Origin of the sequence: Gephyromycinifex aptenodytis, assembly GCF_012277275.1 — a bacterium.
GTDB lineage: Bacteria > Actinomycetota > Actinomycetes > Actinomycetales > Dermatophilaceae > Gephyromycinifex > Gephyromycinifex aptenodytis.
In genome coordinates, this window is the sequence record NZ_CP051155.1 from 1,774,311 (window position 1) to 1,789,562 (window position 15,252).

Sequence of the window (15,252 nt, forward strand, 5' to 3'; positions counted from 1 at the left end):
GGGAGTCCTTTCGTGGGTCTGGCGGTCGGTACTCATCACAGGAACGCCGCGATTGCCACAACCACACCCGGAATAGCGATGAAGGTGACCACGATATACGCGGCGGCGATCCACTTGCGTTCGGTCGCCACCTCGGCCAGCAGGCCCGCTGCGCGAAGTGGGATGTTCCGCAGGAGCGGAATGACGTAGATGAGCAGGATGCCGCTGAGGTTGAAGAACAGGTGGACCAGCGCCACCTGCAGTGCAATTCCGGCGCCGGTCGTGCCGGAGAGCGCCATCGCCGCCAACAACGCAGTGAATGTCGTGCCGACGTTGGCGCCCAAGGTCATCGGATAGATCTGGCGCGGGGTCAGCGCACCGGATCCGGCGAACGGGACCATCATCGAGGTCGTCACCGAGGATGACTGCACCAGCACGGTGACCAGGGTTCCCGCCACCATGGCAATCACCGGGTTCTTCCCGACTGCCGAGTGCAGGATCCTGCGGGCTGTGCCGACCATGACGCGCTGCAGGATGATGCCGAGGAACCGCACCGCACAGAAGATCATGACGATGCCGACGACGACGGTCACGATCGGGCCGATGACCCCCGGCAGAGCCAGCGTCCCGGCGGTGATGATGTTCACCAGAGGGTCGGTCGTTTTGGCGACAATGTCTGCCTGCCCCGGGTCGGGGGCGATGATTCCCTGCAGCGGAGCTGCGAACACGGCGCTGATCCGCTCCAGATAACCGGTGAGCATCTCCAGCGGCAGCAGGATTACGACGGCCAGCAAGTTGAAGAAGTCGTGCATGGTCGCCGAGGTGAAGGCCGGTTTGAACTCACGCTTGTTCGTGATGTGGCCCAGGGATGCCAGGGAGTTGGTGACCGAGGTGCCGATGTTGGCCCCCATCACCATCGGGATCCCGATCGAGAGCGGCAACGCCCCCGAGGCCGCAGCGGCGACGACGATCGAAGTGGTCGTCGAGGAGGACTGGATGATCGATGTTGCGAGAATGCCGACGAAAAGGGCTACGAACGGATTGCTTGCGAAAGCAAAAAGGCCCTCGGCTGTTTCTTTGCCAAGAGCCTTGAACCCGTCCCCAATTGTGCTGACGGCGCACACCAAAAGGAAGAGCATCGCGAAGATGCCCACCCAATACAACACCTTACGGCCGGTTGAGAGTTCAGGTTCGTCAACCTGTTCACCCGCCTCAAGCTGGCGTTCGGTGTCCGCGGGATCGGAAATGGTCTCGGTACTACGCGGGGTGGATGCGGGCATGTGGACATCCTTGGCGATCAAGGTGGATGCCTCGCCAACTGCGTCGACAGCGAGGTAAACGAAGCGTTAACGCTAGGCGCCGACCGGTTTCCGCTCGCTGAAGAAATACACCTAAAGGGATTTTCACCCGCGCCGTGCGCTACCCGCGCCGGTCCCCGACTACACGGATGCCGTCCCGCGAGCCGTCACTCCCGGCTGACGGCTCGCGGGTAGCTTCCGGCGAGCCGTCACTCCCGGCTGACGGCTCGCGGGTGGGTTCCGGCGAGCCGTCACTTTCGATTGACGGCTCGCGGGGAGCATCGTGCGCTGATCCGGGACTCCGCAGTGGGCATGCGAAGGCCCCGGTCAGGCGCGACCGGGGCCTTCTCCTGCAGTCAACCGATCAGTGGATCAGCGGAAGTCGCTGCCCTCTTCGGTGCCCGACGCGCGACCTGCCTCCAGGCGCGCAACCGGCACCCGGAACGGGGAGCAGGACACGTAGTCGAGCCCGATCGCGTTGAAGAAGTGCACCGAGGCCGGGTCGCCGCCGTGCTCGCCACAGACACCCAGGTGCAGACCCGGTCGGGTCTCCCGTCCGGACTTGGCAGCGATCTCCACGAGCTTGCCGACGCCGCCCTGGTCGAGGGTCTCGAACGGGGAGACGCCGAAGATTCCGCGCTCGATGTAGTTGCTGAAGAACGAACCCTCGACGTCGTCGCGGCTGAAGCCCCACGTGGTCTGGGTGAGGTCGTTGGTGCCGAAGGAGAAGAACTCGGCCGCCTCTGCGATCTCACCGGCGGTGATCGCTGCGCGCGGCAGCTCGATCATCGTGCCGATCGGGACCTGAGTCAGGTCCACCCCGGTCTTCTCGCTGACCTCGACCGCCACCTTGCGGATGGCGTCCTTCATGATCTCCAGCTCCTGCACGGCGGCCACCAGCGGGATCATGATTTCGGGCTGCGGGTCCCCGCCGGCCTTCTTGCGCTCCGCGGTCGCCTCCAGGATCGCCTGGGCCTGCATCTCGAACAGGCCCGCGATGACCAGCCCCAGGCGGACCCCGCGCAGACCCAGCATCGGGTTCTGCTCGTGCATCCGCTCCACAGCGGCCATGATCTTCTTCTGGTCCTCCTTCAGGTCCATACCCCTGGCCTGCGCCATCGCGTGCTGCGCGATCAGCTCGCTCTGGGCGGGCAGGAACTCGTGCAGCGGCGGGTCAAGGAGGCGGATCGTGACCGGTAGCCCGTCCATGGCCTCCAGGATCTCGACGAAGTCGCCCTTCTGCTTCGGGGCCAAAGCGTCCAGCGCTGCCTGCTTCTCCTGCGGGGTCTCCGCAAGGATGAGCTTCTCGACCAGCGGTCGACGGTCACCCAGGAACATGTGCTCGGTGCGGCACAGGCCGATTCCCTGAGCACCGAACCGGCGTGCGCGCAGGGCGTCCTCGCCGGTGTCGGCGTTGGCCCGCACCTTCAGCGCGCGCTGCTTGTCGGCGATCGTCATGAGGCGGTGCACCGCGTGCACCAGCTCGTCCTGCTCGATCTCGCTCTCGCTCAGGGTGCCCTCGAAGTACTGCACGACCGGCGGGTCGACAACCGCGACCTCGCCCTTGAAGACATCACCGGTGGTGCCGTTGATCGAGACGACCTCACCGGCCTTCATGACGGTCCCGTCGGGCAGCGTCATCGTCTCCGCGTTCACATCGATGAGCAGCTCTTCGGCACCGCACACGCAGGTCTTACCCATGCCGCGAGCGACCACGGCAGCGTGAGAGGTCTTGCCGCCGCGGCTGGTCAGGATGCCCTGGGCGGCGATCATGCCGACGAGGTCGTCCGGGTTGGTCTCACGACGGGCCAGGATGACCTTGCGGCCCTGGGCTGCCAGCTCTGCTGCCTTCGGGGAGTTGAAGCACAACTCACCGACTGCCGCACCCGGCGAGGCGTTCATGCCCTTGCCGATCTTCTCCTTGGGTGCGGACTCGTCGAAGCGGGGGAACATGAGCTGCACGAGCTGGTCGCCATTGACCCGCTGGAGCGCCTCGGCCTCGCTGATCGAGCCCTCGTCCACCAACTGGCAGGCGATCTTGAATGCGGCCTCGGCGGTGCGCTTGCCGACTCGCGTCTGCAGCATCCACAGTTTGTTGTCCTGAACCGTGAACTCGATGTCGCAAAGGTCCTTGTAGTGACCCTCGAGCGTGGCCATGATGCCCATCAGCTCGTCATAGGCAGCCTTGTCGACGCCTTCCATGTCGGCCAGGCTCATCGTGTTGCGGATACCCGCGACGACGTCCTCACCCTGGGCGTTCTGCAGGTAGTCCCCGTACACGCCCTGGTGGCCCGAGGCAGGGTCGCGGGTGAAGGCGACGCCGGTACCGGAGGTCTGGCCCAAGTTACCGAACACCATCGTGCACACGTTGACAGCGGTGCCCAGGTCGGTGGGGATGCGCTCTTGGCGGCGGTACAGCACAGCGCGCTCGGAGTTCCACGAGCGGAACACGGCCCGGACTGCCTCCAGCAACTGCTCCTTGGGCTCCTGCGGGAAGGGCGTGTCGTGCTCTTCGGCGATGATCGCCTTGAACCGCTCCACGATCTTCTTCAGGTCATCGACGTCCAGGTCCAGGTCGTTCTTGGTGCCCTTGGCGTCTTTGGCTTCGTCCAGGACGCTCTCGAACTTCTCACCATCGATGTCCAGCACGGTCTTGCCGAACATCTGCAGCAACCGGCGGTAGGAGTCGTAGGCGAAGCGGGGGTTGCCCGTGACCGCAGCCAGGCCCTCAACCGACTTGTCGTTCAGACCGATGTTGAGGACGGTCTCCATCATGCCGGGCATCGAGAACTTGGCACCCGAGCGGACCGAGACCAACAGCGGGTCGTTGGGGTCGCCGAGCTTCTTGCCGATCTCTTGCTCGATCTTCTCGACGTGCTCATCGATCTGGGCTGCCATCTCCGGCGGCTCAGCACCCTCGGCCAAGTAGGCCTTACAAGCTTCGGTGGTGATGGTGAAGCTTGGGGGCACCGGCAGACCCATGTTGTGCATTTCTGCAAGGTTCGCACCCTTGCCTCCCAAGAGATCCTTCAGATCCTTGTTGCCCTCGGACAAGGCGTAGACGAACTTGGTCATGGAGCAGGCCTCCCAGCACAACGTCGGACAGGAATATGTCCCCAGCCTAGACTCGCGTGCCCCTCCGTGTGGGGCTGTTGGTCCGCATAAGGCAACGATGACCTCACATCGGGCCGTGACCAGCAGCGATACCCGTCCTAAACGTGATCTAGGCCACCCCTCCAGGGAGCGTGCGGTGAAGCCGGAGCGCCGGAGCGCCGGCAGCCGCCGATCACCGGTGCACGCGGTTGCGCTCCGCCATGTCGGCCACACACGCGCCACAACCGGCTCGCTCGACTGGTTTCCTGTCCCGACTCACCGCTTCAGCCGCCCCCTATGGCAAGCCATGGGCCCCTAACATGTGCCCAACCCCAATGACGAGGAGCCGCGATGAGCAGCACGCGAAGTCAACATGACCCGAATGTTGTCGACCACCAAGGCATATCCGACTTCGGCATCGAGGACCACAACCGGCGGCGTCCTGCTCTGGACTGGGGACTGCGGCTCTTGGGCATCGTCGCCGCGGTAGTGGTCTGGTTCCTGCTCGGTGGACAGGAGGGGCTCAGCGCCGACGGGCGGACCGTCGCCGCGATCGGCGCGCTGATGGCCGTGTGGTGGATGACCGAGGCGATTCCGCTGTCGGCCACGGCGCTGCTGCCCATCGTGTTGTTCCCCACGTTCACTCAGATCTCGGCCAAGGACGCGACCAGCCCCTACGCCAACACGATCGTCTTCCTCTTCCTGGGTGGCTTCCTCATCGCCATCGCGATGCAGAAGTGGAACCTGCACCGCCGCATCGCTCTCCTCACGCTGAAGAGGGTCGGCACTCAGCCTCGTCAGATCATCCTGGGGATCATGATCTCCACGGCGTTCCTGTCGATGTGGGTCTCCAACACCGCGACCACGCTGATGATGCTCCCCATCGCGATGAGTGTCCTCGCGTTGGTCGTCGAACGTTCCTCCCACCTCTCGGACGAGGATTCCGTTGATGACGTGGGCGCGCACCTGGAGGCCGGAGGCTCGATCACCTCAGCGGTCAATGACAAGAACGTCCAGCTCTTCGGGGTGGCGCTCATGCTCTCCGTGGCGTGGTCGTCCTCTATCGGTGGCCTGGGCACCCTGCTGGGTAGCCCGCCGAACGCCATCGTGGCCGGGTACGTGCAGAAGGAGTACGGCCGCAACATCGGCTTCTTGGAGTGGATGCAGTTGGCGATGCCGCTGGTCATCGTGTTCATCGCGATCGCATGGCTGCTCATCACGCGCGTGCTGTACCGGTTCGACCTGGAAGACGTGCCCGGTGGCAAGGAGATGATCGAGGGCCAGTTGCGCGAGATCGGGCGGATGAGCCTGGGTGAGCGGATGGTGCTGATGGTCTTCGTCGGCGCGGCCTGCTTCTGGGTGCTGCCCGGTCTGCTGATGCGGATTCCCGCCATCGCCGACGCGGTTCCCTGGCTCGGCGATTTCAACGACACCGTGATCGCTATCGCGGCCGGCATCATCCTGTTCTTCCTGCCCGGCGACACGAAGGGTCGGCGCGTTCTGGAGTGGGACGACGCTGAGGACGGTCTCCCCTGGGGTGTGCTGCTGCTCTTCGGTGGCGGTCTGAGCCTGGCCGGGGCGGTCGCAGAAAGCGGTCTGGACTCCTGGGTGGGTACGCAGGTGGAGGCGCTCGGTGGCCTGCCCGCGATCCTGCTCGTCGGCGCGGTCGTGCTGCTCGTGCTGTTCCTCACCGAGGTCACGAGCAACACCGCCACTGCCGCGACGTTCATCCCGGTCCTCGGCGGTGTGGCCATGGGTATCGGCGTCGACCCGATGGTGCTGCTCATCCCGGCCGCGCTCGCCGCTACCTGCGCGTTCATGCTGCCGGTGGGCACCCCGCCCAACGCCATCGTGTTCGGCACGGGAACGGTGACGATCCGGCAGATGGCCAAGGGCGGTTTCGTCCTCAACATCGTCGGCGTGCTGCTCATCACCTTGATCACGTACGCCATCGGTGGGTGGGCTCTCGGTCTGCAGTTCTGACCGAAGCCCCCGAGCCGCGCAGGCGCCCGCCCCAGCTCGATCGGGGCGGGCGCCTGCGTGTGCCGCGAAAAACCACATACAGTCCGAAGCGTGAGATCGAGCAGCGTGCACACCTGGCCGGACCCGTCGCTGAGTTGGGCGCAGGCGCTCGACTCGTGGCCGGTGGTGCAGGCAGCCCTGTCCGGGCAGGGCCCGGCGGTGTGTCCGCAGGCCCATCTGCTGCCCGACTGCGAGCTCGCCGATGATGCGGCCCTGCTCATCGGCACCTCCGGATCGACCGGCACCCCCAAGTTCGCCCAGTTGAGCGCGGCCGCGTTGCAGTTCTCGGTCGAGGCCGTACATGCCCACCTGGGAGGTCCGGGACAGTGGCTGCTGTGCGTACCGCCGTCACACATCACCGGGTTTCAGGTGATCCTGCGCTCGCACGCCGCAGGCCACCCTCCGGTCGCACTCGCACCGGGTCCGTTCACCCCGCAGTCCTTCGCGGAAGGCGTTGCGCGCCTGGACGCCCGCGCGCCCTACCGCTACACCACCCTGGTACCGACGCAACTGGTGCGGCTCCTGGCCGACGAGCAGGCGTGTATGGCTGCGCGCTCGTTGGACGCTGTCCTCATCGGCGGGGCGCCGTTGTCGCGGGCCGCAGCTGAGCAGGCCCGTTCGCTAGGCCTACGACTGTGTATCGGGTACGGCACGAGTGAGACCGCAGGCGGTTGCGTGTACGACGGCAAGCCCATCCCCGGCGCGAGCGCGCGTATCGACAAGGAGGGCAGGGTGTCGCTGGGCGGGCCGATGGTCGCCTCCGGGTACGCCGGACGCCCCGACCTGCAGGCTGGGTTCACTCAGGACGGGGCTGGGACGCGGTGGTTCCGCACCGATGACCTCGGTGAGATCGACGCAGGGGGCAGGTTGAGGCTGCATGGCCGCGCCGACGACATCATCAACACCGGCGGCTTGAAGGTCGCGCCCCGGGCCGTCGAAGAAGCGATCACCGACGCCTGCCCGCAGGTCAGCGATGCTCTCGTGGTGGGGCTGCCGGACCGGCAGTGGGGGCAGGTCGTTGCTGCGGCACTCGTGCTGGCCCCCGGCGCGGACACGGTCACCTGCGCGCACCTGCGCGAGGTGCTTGACCTGCCACGGCATGCGCTGCCTCGCCTCGTACAGATTGTGGCGGCGATCCCGACGACCGGGCCCGGTAAGCCCGATCGCGCCGCGACGGTGACGTTGCTCAGCGCCGCCCGGTAGCCGCGACTAGCGCATCGGCGAGCCCGGTTCAGAGCGACTGTGGAACGGGTCGGTGAGCCAGGATGGCGCGGCCGCGACGAACTCTTCGCGGCGCAGCTGCCCCGCCCCGGCGGGGATCCGGCCCAGGAGCGGCTTGCCGGTGACCTGCGGCAGGTCGATGACGTTCTGCTCGCACACCAGCGGTGGATCCTGCGGCCACGAGCCGAACACGTAGCCCGCGCAAGGCAGCCCACGTGCATCCAGGGCTTCCTGGGTGAGAGCGCACAGGTTGAGCGTGCCGAGTACCGGATCGGCGACCACGACGAACGTGACCTTCAGGCCCTGTTCGATGAGCGCCGCGGCGAGGTCGGCTTGGGTGCCGCCAGACTCATCCAGGCGCACCAGCAGACCTCCGGCCCCTTCCACGATGAGCAGGTCCAGATCCCCCCGCCTGGCGAGCTGGGCGACGTCACGGGCATGTTCGGCCACATCGGGTATCGAGACCCCGGCGACCCGCGCCGCGGCCGCCGGGGCCAGCGGGTCAGGCAACCGGAGGAACTCGTGGGTCTCCACCGGCCCCACCAATCGGCGCACCTCGTCGGCGTCGCTGCCGGTTTGGTCCGGTTGCAAGCCGGTCTGCGCGGGTTTGACGTAAGCGAGGGCCAGCCGTTGCCGGGCGATGGCGACAAGCGCGGCCGCCGCGACCGTTTTGCCGATGTCGGTGTTCGTCCCGGCTACGAGCACGATCTGAGCCTCAACCACGAGTTACCTCCTGCAGAACGGCGAGAGCGGGCGCCAGGTCGGCGGCGCTGTGGTCGGCGTGCGCGGTCAACCGCAACCGCGAATCTCCGTCGGGGGTTGAGGGTGGCCGGAAGCAGCCGATTCGCACCCCGGCCTGGGCGGCGCGCTCGACCGCAGCCAGCGCCTGCGCAGGCCCGGGCATCGGCACCGAGAGCACGGCACCCGCCACCGGGGCTATGCCGCACGCCTGGGCGAGCAGCTGGGCGTTGGTTCGCACCTGGGCGGCCAGGCCCGGCTGGCGGATGAGGACCTGCAACGCCGCCAGCGCAGCGCCGGCTGAGGCCGGAGCGAGCCCGGTGTCGTAGATGAAGGCGCGCGCCGCGTTGATGAGGTGCTCGCGCACCCGGTGGCCGGCAAGCACCGCCCCGCCTTGGGCCGCGAGCGCCTTGGACAGGGTCGTCGTGACAACGACCCGCGGGTGGCCAGCGAGCCCGTTGGCAGCGACCAGGCCTTCGCCACGCTGCCCCACCACGCCCAGCCCGTGCGCCTCGTCGACGATCACCGTCGCGTCGTGCACTTGGGCGAGCTCAACCAGTTCCACCAAGGGCGCGGCGTCCCCCAGCACGCTGTAGACGGACTCGACGACGATCAGCGCCCGGCGCTGTCCGCGCTGTGCCAGCAGCGTTGCCACGTGCTCGACGTCGTTGTGCCGGGCTACCTCGACGTGGGCGCGAGAGAGCCGTGCGCCGTCGATGAGGGAGGCGTGCGCGTGCGCGTCGGAGACGATGAGGCTGGACGCGTCGCTCAGCGCCGACAAGGCAGCAAGGTTGGCGTGATATCCGGTGGAGAACACCAGAGCGGCAGGTGCGCACAGATGGTGCGCGAGCGCGTCTTCGAGTTCGTCATGCAGCGGCAGGTGGCCGGTGACCAGCCGGGAGGCGCCCGCCCCGCCGCCGTGTTCCCGGGCGGCAGCCACCGCGGAGTCGATGACGTGCGGATGCCGCAGCAGCCCGAGGTAGTCGTTGCCTGCCAGGTCGAGCAGGCCCTGGCTCGGGCGGCGCGGGGTGAGGGTGCGGACCAGCCCGAGGTCCTCGCGCCGCCGGGCGTGCTGCCGAAGGAAGTCCTCCAGACCGGGGTTGCCGCTCGGGCTCATCGTCCGTGCACCTGCCCGACCGCTTCCACCAGGGCGGCTCCGATGCTGGCGATATCTTCCGGTTCGGTGACGAACGGCGGCATCGTGTAGACGCAGTCGCGGAACGGGCGCACCCACACGCCGTGGTCCAGCGCTACCGCGGCGACCCGGGCCGCGTCGACGGGTTCGCGCAGTTGGATCACGCCGACCGCGCCCAGGGTGCGCACGTCGGAGACAGAGGCGAACTCCTTGGCCGGGGCCAACGCCGCGGTGAGCCCGTCTTCGATCCGGGCTACCCGAGCAAGCGGGTCGTCGCGCTGCAGCAGCGACAGGCTGGCGCCGGCGATCGCGGCCACCATCGGGTTGCCCATGAACGTCGGCCCGTGCATGAGTGCCCCGGCGGGCTCGGCGCTGACGCCGCGTGCCACTTTCGGCGTGCACAGCATCGCCGCCATCGAGGCGTAGCCGCCGGTCAACGCCTTACCCACGCACAGGATGTCGGGCACGACATCACAGCGGTCGGCGGCCCAGAAGGTGCCGGTGCGCCCGAATCCGGTAGCGATCTCGTCGAGGATGAACAGCGCGTCGTTGGAGGCTGCGAGCTCGGCCAGCACCCGCACGGCATGCGGGCTGTATGCATGCATGCCACCGGCGCCTTGCAGCACCGGTTCGCAGATGACGCCCGCGATGTCGTCGGCGTGCGCTGCGTACAGGGCCCGGGTGGCGCGCTCCCATTCCAGGAGTTCCGGGTCGTCCAGGGCACGGTCCACCCCGGCCGGTGGACGGGGCGCGAAGATCTGCTCCGGGAGTACGCCGGTGAACAGGCTGTGCATTCCGCCTACCGGGTCGCACACACTCATCGCCCCGAAGGTGTCGCCGTGGTAGCCGCCGCGGATGGTGAAGATGCGCCGCCGCGGGGTGCCGGTGAGCGCGTGGTATTGCCAGGCGGCCTTGAGCGCGACCTCCACCGACACCGAGCCGGAATCGGCGAAGAAGACGTGTTGAAGGCGGTTGTCGTCCTCGACTGCGGCGCCGTCCGGTTTGCGGTCCGGCGCCCCCGGAGCCAAGTCAATGAGCTGCTGGGCCAGCCGAACTGCCGGAGCGTGCGTGATGCCCCCGAACATCACATGGCTCATCGAGTCCAACTGGCGCCGAGCAGCCTCGTCGAGTTCAGGCACCCCGTACCCGTGAATAGCGCACCACCAGGAGGCCATCGCGTCGATGACCTCGACGCTGTCGCGGCCCTCGTTGATCCGCAGCCGCAGCCGCACCCCGCTGGCCGACTCGGCGAACTGCATGACGCTGGGTCGCAGCGCCGAGGAGTACGGGTGCCAGACATGGGCGCGGTCGAAGGCGAGCAGCCGTTCGACCTCCCCGCTGTCGGAGACAGCGGCGGCTCGGGTGGGGTCGGCAGGGTCACAGGAGAGCGAAGCGGTCACCGGCTCATTCTCGCCGCTGGCCGCACCGCGGCTGACCGGCCTGTCCATTGCCGGACTGAACGTCCCGAAGTTCAGCGCGGCGCCAGCACCGCGGTCAGCGCCGCAACATACATTCCGGGGTCGCGTGCTCCGGTGAGTTCCCGCGCGGAGTGCATGGACAGCATCGGCGCACCCACATCGACCGTGACGGCGCCGGTCAACGCCGCCGACATGGGACCGATCGTCGAACCGCACGGCATGTCGCCGCGGCTGCGGAACACCTGCATCGGCACCCCCGCCTGCTCACACGCCAACGCGAACGCGGCCGCGCCGCTGGCGTCGGAGGCGTAGCGGCCCTTGGCGTTCACCTTCAGCACCGGGCCGCCGTTGATCTGCACCTGGTGCGCCGGTTCGTGCTTCTCGGGGTAGTTCGGGTGCGTCGCGTGGGCCATGTCGGCCGAGCAGATCAGGGAACCGGCCAGGGCTCGCAGGTAATCCTCCCGGTTGCCGCCACGGCCCAGCACGATCCGTTCCAGGACTGCGGGCAGGAAGGTGGAGAACCCGCCCCGGTTCGTGGTGGAGCCGATCTCTTCATGGTCGAACAGCACGAGCAGCGGAATGTGCCGGTGCTCGCCGCCCTGCTCCAGCGCGGCCACCGCGTCGATGAGGGCGCGGGTACCCGCGTAGGCGGTGCCGAGGTTGTCCAGACGCGGCGCGGCCAGCAGGTCCCCGGTGCGCCCGATCCGCCGCGATGGGCTCAGGTCGTGGGTCATCACGTCCCATCCGAGGACGTTGTGCTCGGCGGCGCCCACCAGCTCGGCGAGGTAGGCCGCGAAGCTTGGCGCGTCCCCGCCCGCTCCCCAGACCGGGCTCAACTGGGTCTGCGGGTTCAGCGCCAAGCCGTTGTTGACGTCCCGCTCCAGGTGGATGGCCAACTGCGGCACCCGCAGCACCGGTTCGTCCACCTTGATCAGCGGGAAGGTGACACCACTACCCTCACGCACCGCTACCCGGCCCGAGAGGCCCAGGTCGCGGTCCAGCCAGGAGTTCAGCAGCGCACCTCCGTAGACCTCGACGATGAGTTGATCCCAGCCGGCGCTGCTGCGCTCCGGCTGCGGGGAGATACGCAGGTTCGGCGAATCGGTGTGGCCACCCACCACCCGGAACGGGGCGGCTGCACCAGCGGCAACGTCAACCGTGCTCCATGCCGCGATGGACCCTTCCCGGGTGAGATAGAACCGCCCGGGTTCGCTCGGCCATGCTTCGGTCTCTGCCGCGGGCGTGAAACCTGCCTGCTCCAGCAGCCGAGCGGCCTCCTGTACGGCGTGGAACGGCGAGGGCGAGGCATCGATGAAGGACGCGAGTCCCTGCGCGTGCTCATCGAGGGTTGCGGAGGCGGCTGAGGACGGCGAGGTCTGCGGCATCCCTCCACTGTAGGAGTCCCCCGCCCAGCCCAGCCTCGTGATGGAGCTCCGGGTACCGCGCGGCGTGGTGACGACCTCGGCCGGACGCGTCGGCGGGCCACCTGCGCACGTCGCCGTGTGCAGGTGGCCCGCCGGAGAACGCTCAGCGCGACGCTAGGGCGTTCAGAGCTGTGTGGTCCTGTCACGGTGCCCGTCCCAGACACCTTCGACGAGCCCCTTGGGCATGGTCGGCAGGTCCTGGAGTTCGAACACCGCATCCTCGGGGTGGTCCTTGGTGCGTTCCAGGTCGCGCAGTGCCGCGATGGCGTACCTGCCGAGCGCGAGCAAGGCGATGAGGTTGATGATCGCCATCAATGACATGGCGAAGTCGGCCACGTCCCACACGAAGGCCAACTTCGACAGGGAACCGATGAGGACGGCGACGACGACGAGCACCCGGATACCCAGCTCACCGGTGCGGCCTCCGTGCAGGAAGTCCATGTTGATCTCGGCGTACGTGGAGTTACCCAGCACCGAGCTGAACGCGAACACGAAGATGAGCACCGTCATCACCGGGATCACCCAGGTGCCCAATTCGGACGCGAGCGCGGTCTGGGTCAACGAGGCACCCGCCTCTTCCTTGGTCGTCACGCCGGGGCGGTAGACCTCCGGGCCTGCGAGCAGAATCATGATGGCGGTGGCGGTGCAGACGATCATCGTGTCGACGAACACGCCGGTGGCCTGCACGAGGCCTTGGTGAGCGGGGTGGCTCACCGTGGCGGTGGCGGCGGCGTTCGGCGCCGAACCCATACCGGCCTCGTTGCTGAACATGCCTCGCTTCACGCCGTTCATGACAGCGGCGAACATGGCGCCGCCGGTACCGGCCAGCGCCGGGTTGAGACCGAAGGCTCCTTGGAAGATGTCGGCGAAGGCACCCGGAACCTCGGGCAGACGCACAACGATCACCGCCAACGCCAGCAGGAAGTAGGCCAGCGCCATGAGCGGGGCGAGGTATTCGGTCACCCGGGCCACGGACTTGATGCCGCCGAGCACGATCGCAGCGGTGACGATGACCAGGACGGTCGCCGTGATCGAAGTGGGAACCCCGTGACCGGACTTGAGGACGTCGGCGATGGTGTTGGCCTGGACCATGTTGAAGGCAAAGCCGAAGGTGAAGATGAGGCAGACCGCGAACACGATGCCTGCCGCACGCGAGCCGAGGCCACGTTCGATGTAGTAGGCCGGGCCGCCGCGGAAGGAGGAGTCGGTGTGCGGCTGCTTGTAGAGCTGAGCGAGGGTCGCCTCGATGAACGCGGTGGCCATACCGAGCATGGCCATCACCCACATCCAGAAGATGGCGCCCGGGCCACCGACAGCCAGTGCGATTGCGACGCCCGCGATGTTGCCGGTACCGACACGGCTGGCCAGGCTGATGGCGAACGCTTGGAAACTGCTGATGCCCTCGCCGTGCCCCGACCGGGAGCCCATGACGACGCGGAGCATCGTTCCGCCCATACGGAACTGCATTCCGCGAGACCACACCGTGAAAACGACGCCAGCGATGACGAGCAACGGCACAAGGCCGAATTCGGTCAGAAAGCCATTCACACGCAGAACGAGAAGGTGTAGGTCATTCATGAGCGCTCCGAAGCGGGAGAGGCCACCTGCGGGAGGGGCGGAGGGGCTAACTGTCGGGAACGCACATTACGGCCTCTCCCACCGTCCAGGGGGGCTCAGACGCGCGTGAAATACACGAAAATGTCGATGTTTTTTCGACGGGACGGGTAGGCAGATTGCCCCCTTGGGAGGGTCGCGCGCACCGGCTTACCCCGCAGGGCGCATAGCCGACCGCTCGAAGGGGTACATAGAGGTTATGAGTAGTTCGACCTACCGCCCTGACATGGCTGCGGCCATGCCTGCGCCGGTGGGAGCCGACAGGCCGTTGTGGATTGTTCACGGCGGCCCTCAAGCCGACCCCTTACGGCGCCTTCTGTTCTCTGCCACGGACGCTCCGTACCTGGTGGCAAGCACCCCGTCGGCCGATGTGATCAGCACCGACGAAATCTGGCACCTGCGGCGCTTGGTGGCGGAAGCAGATGCCTTCATCACCGAACCGTTGCCCAAGGGCTACCTCGGTAAACCCGTCGGTATGGATGATCTGGTTCCATTCCTGCGCCCGGGTACGCCCGTCATCACCTTCCCTCGGGTGCACTTCGAGGGCTTGCATCCGTATCAGGTCGGTGTGCAGCCCGGCGGCCTGGTCACCCCACCGGTCGTGCCCTATCACGACCTGCGCACCATCGCTGCGGTCTCTGGGCACACCAGCCGTGAGCAGGCCTGGGGTGGCGGGGTGAGCGCCCGGGCGCTGCGCGAGTGCGCGGCCTGGTCGCTGGTGCGGATGCGGATGTCCGAGGCCAGTACGGACATTCGAGTCGCGGATGTGGTGCGTACCGCCGGAGCAAGCGCCGTTCACACGGTGGACCGTCCGGGCAATGCGCTGATGTTGCACATCGCCCGCGGTATCCAGGAAGCGCTCGGGGTCACCACCGGGATCCCGGAACCGGAAATCGACCTGCTCGGCCAATGCAGTGTGCCGGTGAGCGCCGAAGTCGCTGTGGCACTCGGATTCGATGCCCCGACCAGCAGTTCGTGGTCGGTATACGGCAAAGAACTTTCGATCGAAGAAGTCGACGAGGAACAAACGCGCTGGTATCACGACCACCCCGGTATCTTGCGGACCCTGCTGGCCCATCAGCACGCCCGCATGGACCTGCTCGGCGTCCTCTGACAGCACTGGGTCAGCGGCACCGGCGTCGGGACACCCCCGCCCTCGACCCCGTAGGCCGGTGATTCACCCGGGCGGTGGCACTCCAGGCAAGGCGTGCGACCTTTCACGGCGCCGATTGCCTGCGGTACTCACTCAGCCGGTAGCCGCACGCATTGCGCGCTTCCCCGGCAAGCTGCTTGCTTCGAGAAGCCCAACC

General features: G+C 67.3%; 10 protein-coding genes. 3 read left to right on the top strand and 7 right to left on the bottom strand.

The genetic code is table 11. The annotated features are described in order from the left end of the window. Positions 1 to 35 precede the first annotated feature (35 nt). Positions 36 to 1,259, bottom strand: a complete 1,224-nt coding sequence (locus G9V96_RS07795; RefSeq protein ID WP_168582520.1) for a Na/Pi symporter — start codon at positions 1,257 to 1,259, stop codon at positions 36 to 38. Positions 1,260 to 1,649: 390 nt separating this feature from the next. Next, positions 1,650 to 4,352, bottom strand: a complete 2,703-nt coding sequence (ppdK, locus tag G9V96_RS07800) for a pyruvate, phosphate dikinase (RefSeq protein ID WP_168582521.1) — start codon at positions 4,350 to 4,352, stop codon at positions 1,650 to 1,652. A gap of 369 nt (positions 4,353 to 4,721) precedes the next feature. Between ppdK and G9V96_RS07805 the strand changes: the two genes are divergently transcribed. Both G9V96_RS07805 and menE read left to right on the top strand, forming a co-directional pair. Beyond that, positions 4,722 to 6,353 carry an SLC13 family permease gene (locus G9V96_RS07805; protein ID WP_168582522.1) on the top strand — a complete coding sequence of 544 codons (1,632 nt, stop codon included), beginning with the start codon at positions 4,722 to 4,724 and terminating at the stop codon, positions 6,351 to 6,353. 90 nt (positions 6,354 to 6,443) lie between these two features. Further along, complete coding sequence (menE, locus tag G9V96_RS07810) at positions 6,444 to 7,595, top strand: o-succinylbenzoate--CoA ligase (protein WP_226913220.1); 1,152 nt, start codon at positions 6,444 to 6,446, stop codon at positions 7,593 to 7,595. 6 nt (positions 7,596 to 7,601) lie between these two features. On the opposite strand, the gene bioD is transcribed toward menE, so the two are convergent. From bioD to G9V96_RS07835, 5 genes are all read right to left on the bottom strand, one after another. Then, on the bottom strand, positions 7,602 to 8,336 hold the full coding sequence (gene bioD / locus G9V96_RS07815) for an ATP-dependent dethiobiotin synthetase BioD (RefSeq protein ID WP_168582523.1): 735 nt from the start codon (positions 8,334 to 8,336) through the stop codon (positions 7,602 to 7,604). Further along, a complete protein-coding gene (locus G9V96_RS07820; protein ID WP_168582524.1) occupies positions 8,329 to 9,468 on the bottom strand; it encodes an 8-amino-7-oxononanoate synthase in 1,140 nt (379 codons plus the stop codon). Before G9V96_RS07820 ends, bioD begins: the two co-directional genes overlap by 8 nt. After that, the gene (gene bioA / locus G9V96_RS07825) at positions 9,465 to 10,934 is read right to left on the bottom strand and encodes an adenosylmethionine--8-amino-7-oxononanoate transaminase (RefSeq protein ID WP_168582525.1); all 1,470 of its coding nucleotides are present in this window, start codon (positions 10,932 to 10,934) and stop codon (positions 9,465 to 9,467) included. Before bioA ends, G9V96_RS07820 begins: the two co-directional genes overlap by 4 nt. Positions 10,935 to 10,957: 23 nt before the next feature. Then, on the bottom strand, positions 10,958 to 12,289 hold the full coding sequence (locus G9V96_RS07830) for a M18 family aminopeptidase (RefSeq protein WP_168582526.1): 1,332 nt from the start codon (positions 12,287 to 12,289) through the stop codon (positions 10,958 to 10,960). Between the two features lie 162 nt (positions 12,290 to 12,451). Then, a complete protein-coding gene (locus G9V96_RS07835) occupies positions 12,452 to 13,906 on the bottom strand; it encodes an alanine/glycine:cation symporter family protein (protein WP_168582527.1) in 1,455 nt (484 codons plus the stop codon). 235 nt (positions 13,907 to 14,141) lie between these two features. On the opposite strand from G9V96_RS07835, the gene G9V96_RS07840 reads away from it, so the two are divergent. Next, positions 14,142 to 15,056 (top strand): WcbI family polysaccharide biosynthesis putative acetyltransferase, encoded by a 915-nt coding sequence (locus G9V96_RS07840; RefSeq protein WP_168582528.1) that lies wholly within the window; start codon positions 14,142 to 14,144, stop codon positions 15,054 to 15,056. The last annotated feature ends 196 nt before the right edge of the window (positions 15,057 to 15,252 follow it).

Coding starts and splice junctions, on each gene's coding strand:
- G9V96_RS07840 (WP_168582528.1), top strand. CDS start 14,142: ATGAGTAGTTCGACCTACCGCCCTGACATGGCTGCGGCCATGCCTGCG.
- G9V96_RS07805 (WP_168582522.1), top strand. CDS start 4,722: ATGAGCAGCACGCGAAGTCAACATGACCCGAATGTTGTCGACCACCAA.
- G9V96_RS07820 (WP_168582524.1), bottom strand. CDS start 9,468: ATGAGCCCGAGCGGCAACCCCGGTCTGGAGGACTTCCTTCGGCAGCAC.
- ppdK (WP_168582521.1), bottom strand. CDS start 4,352: ATGACCAAGTTCGTCTACGCCTTGTCCGAGGGCAACAAGGATCTGAAG.
- G9V96_RS07835 (WP_168582527.1), bottom strand. CDS start 13,906: ATGAATGACCTACACCTTCTCGTTCTGCGTGTGAATGGCTTTCTGACC.
- bioA (WP_168582525.1), bottom strand. CDS start 10,934: ATGGACAGGCCGGTCAGCCGCGGTGCGGCCAGCGGCGAGAATGAGCCG.
- G9V96_RS07795 (WP_168582520.1), bottom strand. CDS start 1,259: ATGCCCGCATCCACCCCGCGTAGTACCGAGACCATTTCCGATCCCGCG.
- G9V96_RS07830 (WP_168582526.1), bottom strand. CDS start 12,289: ATGCCGCAGACCTCGCCGTCCTCAGCCGCCTCCGCAACCCTCGATGAG.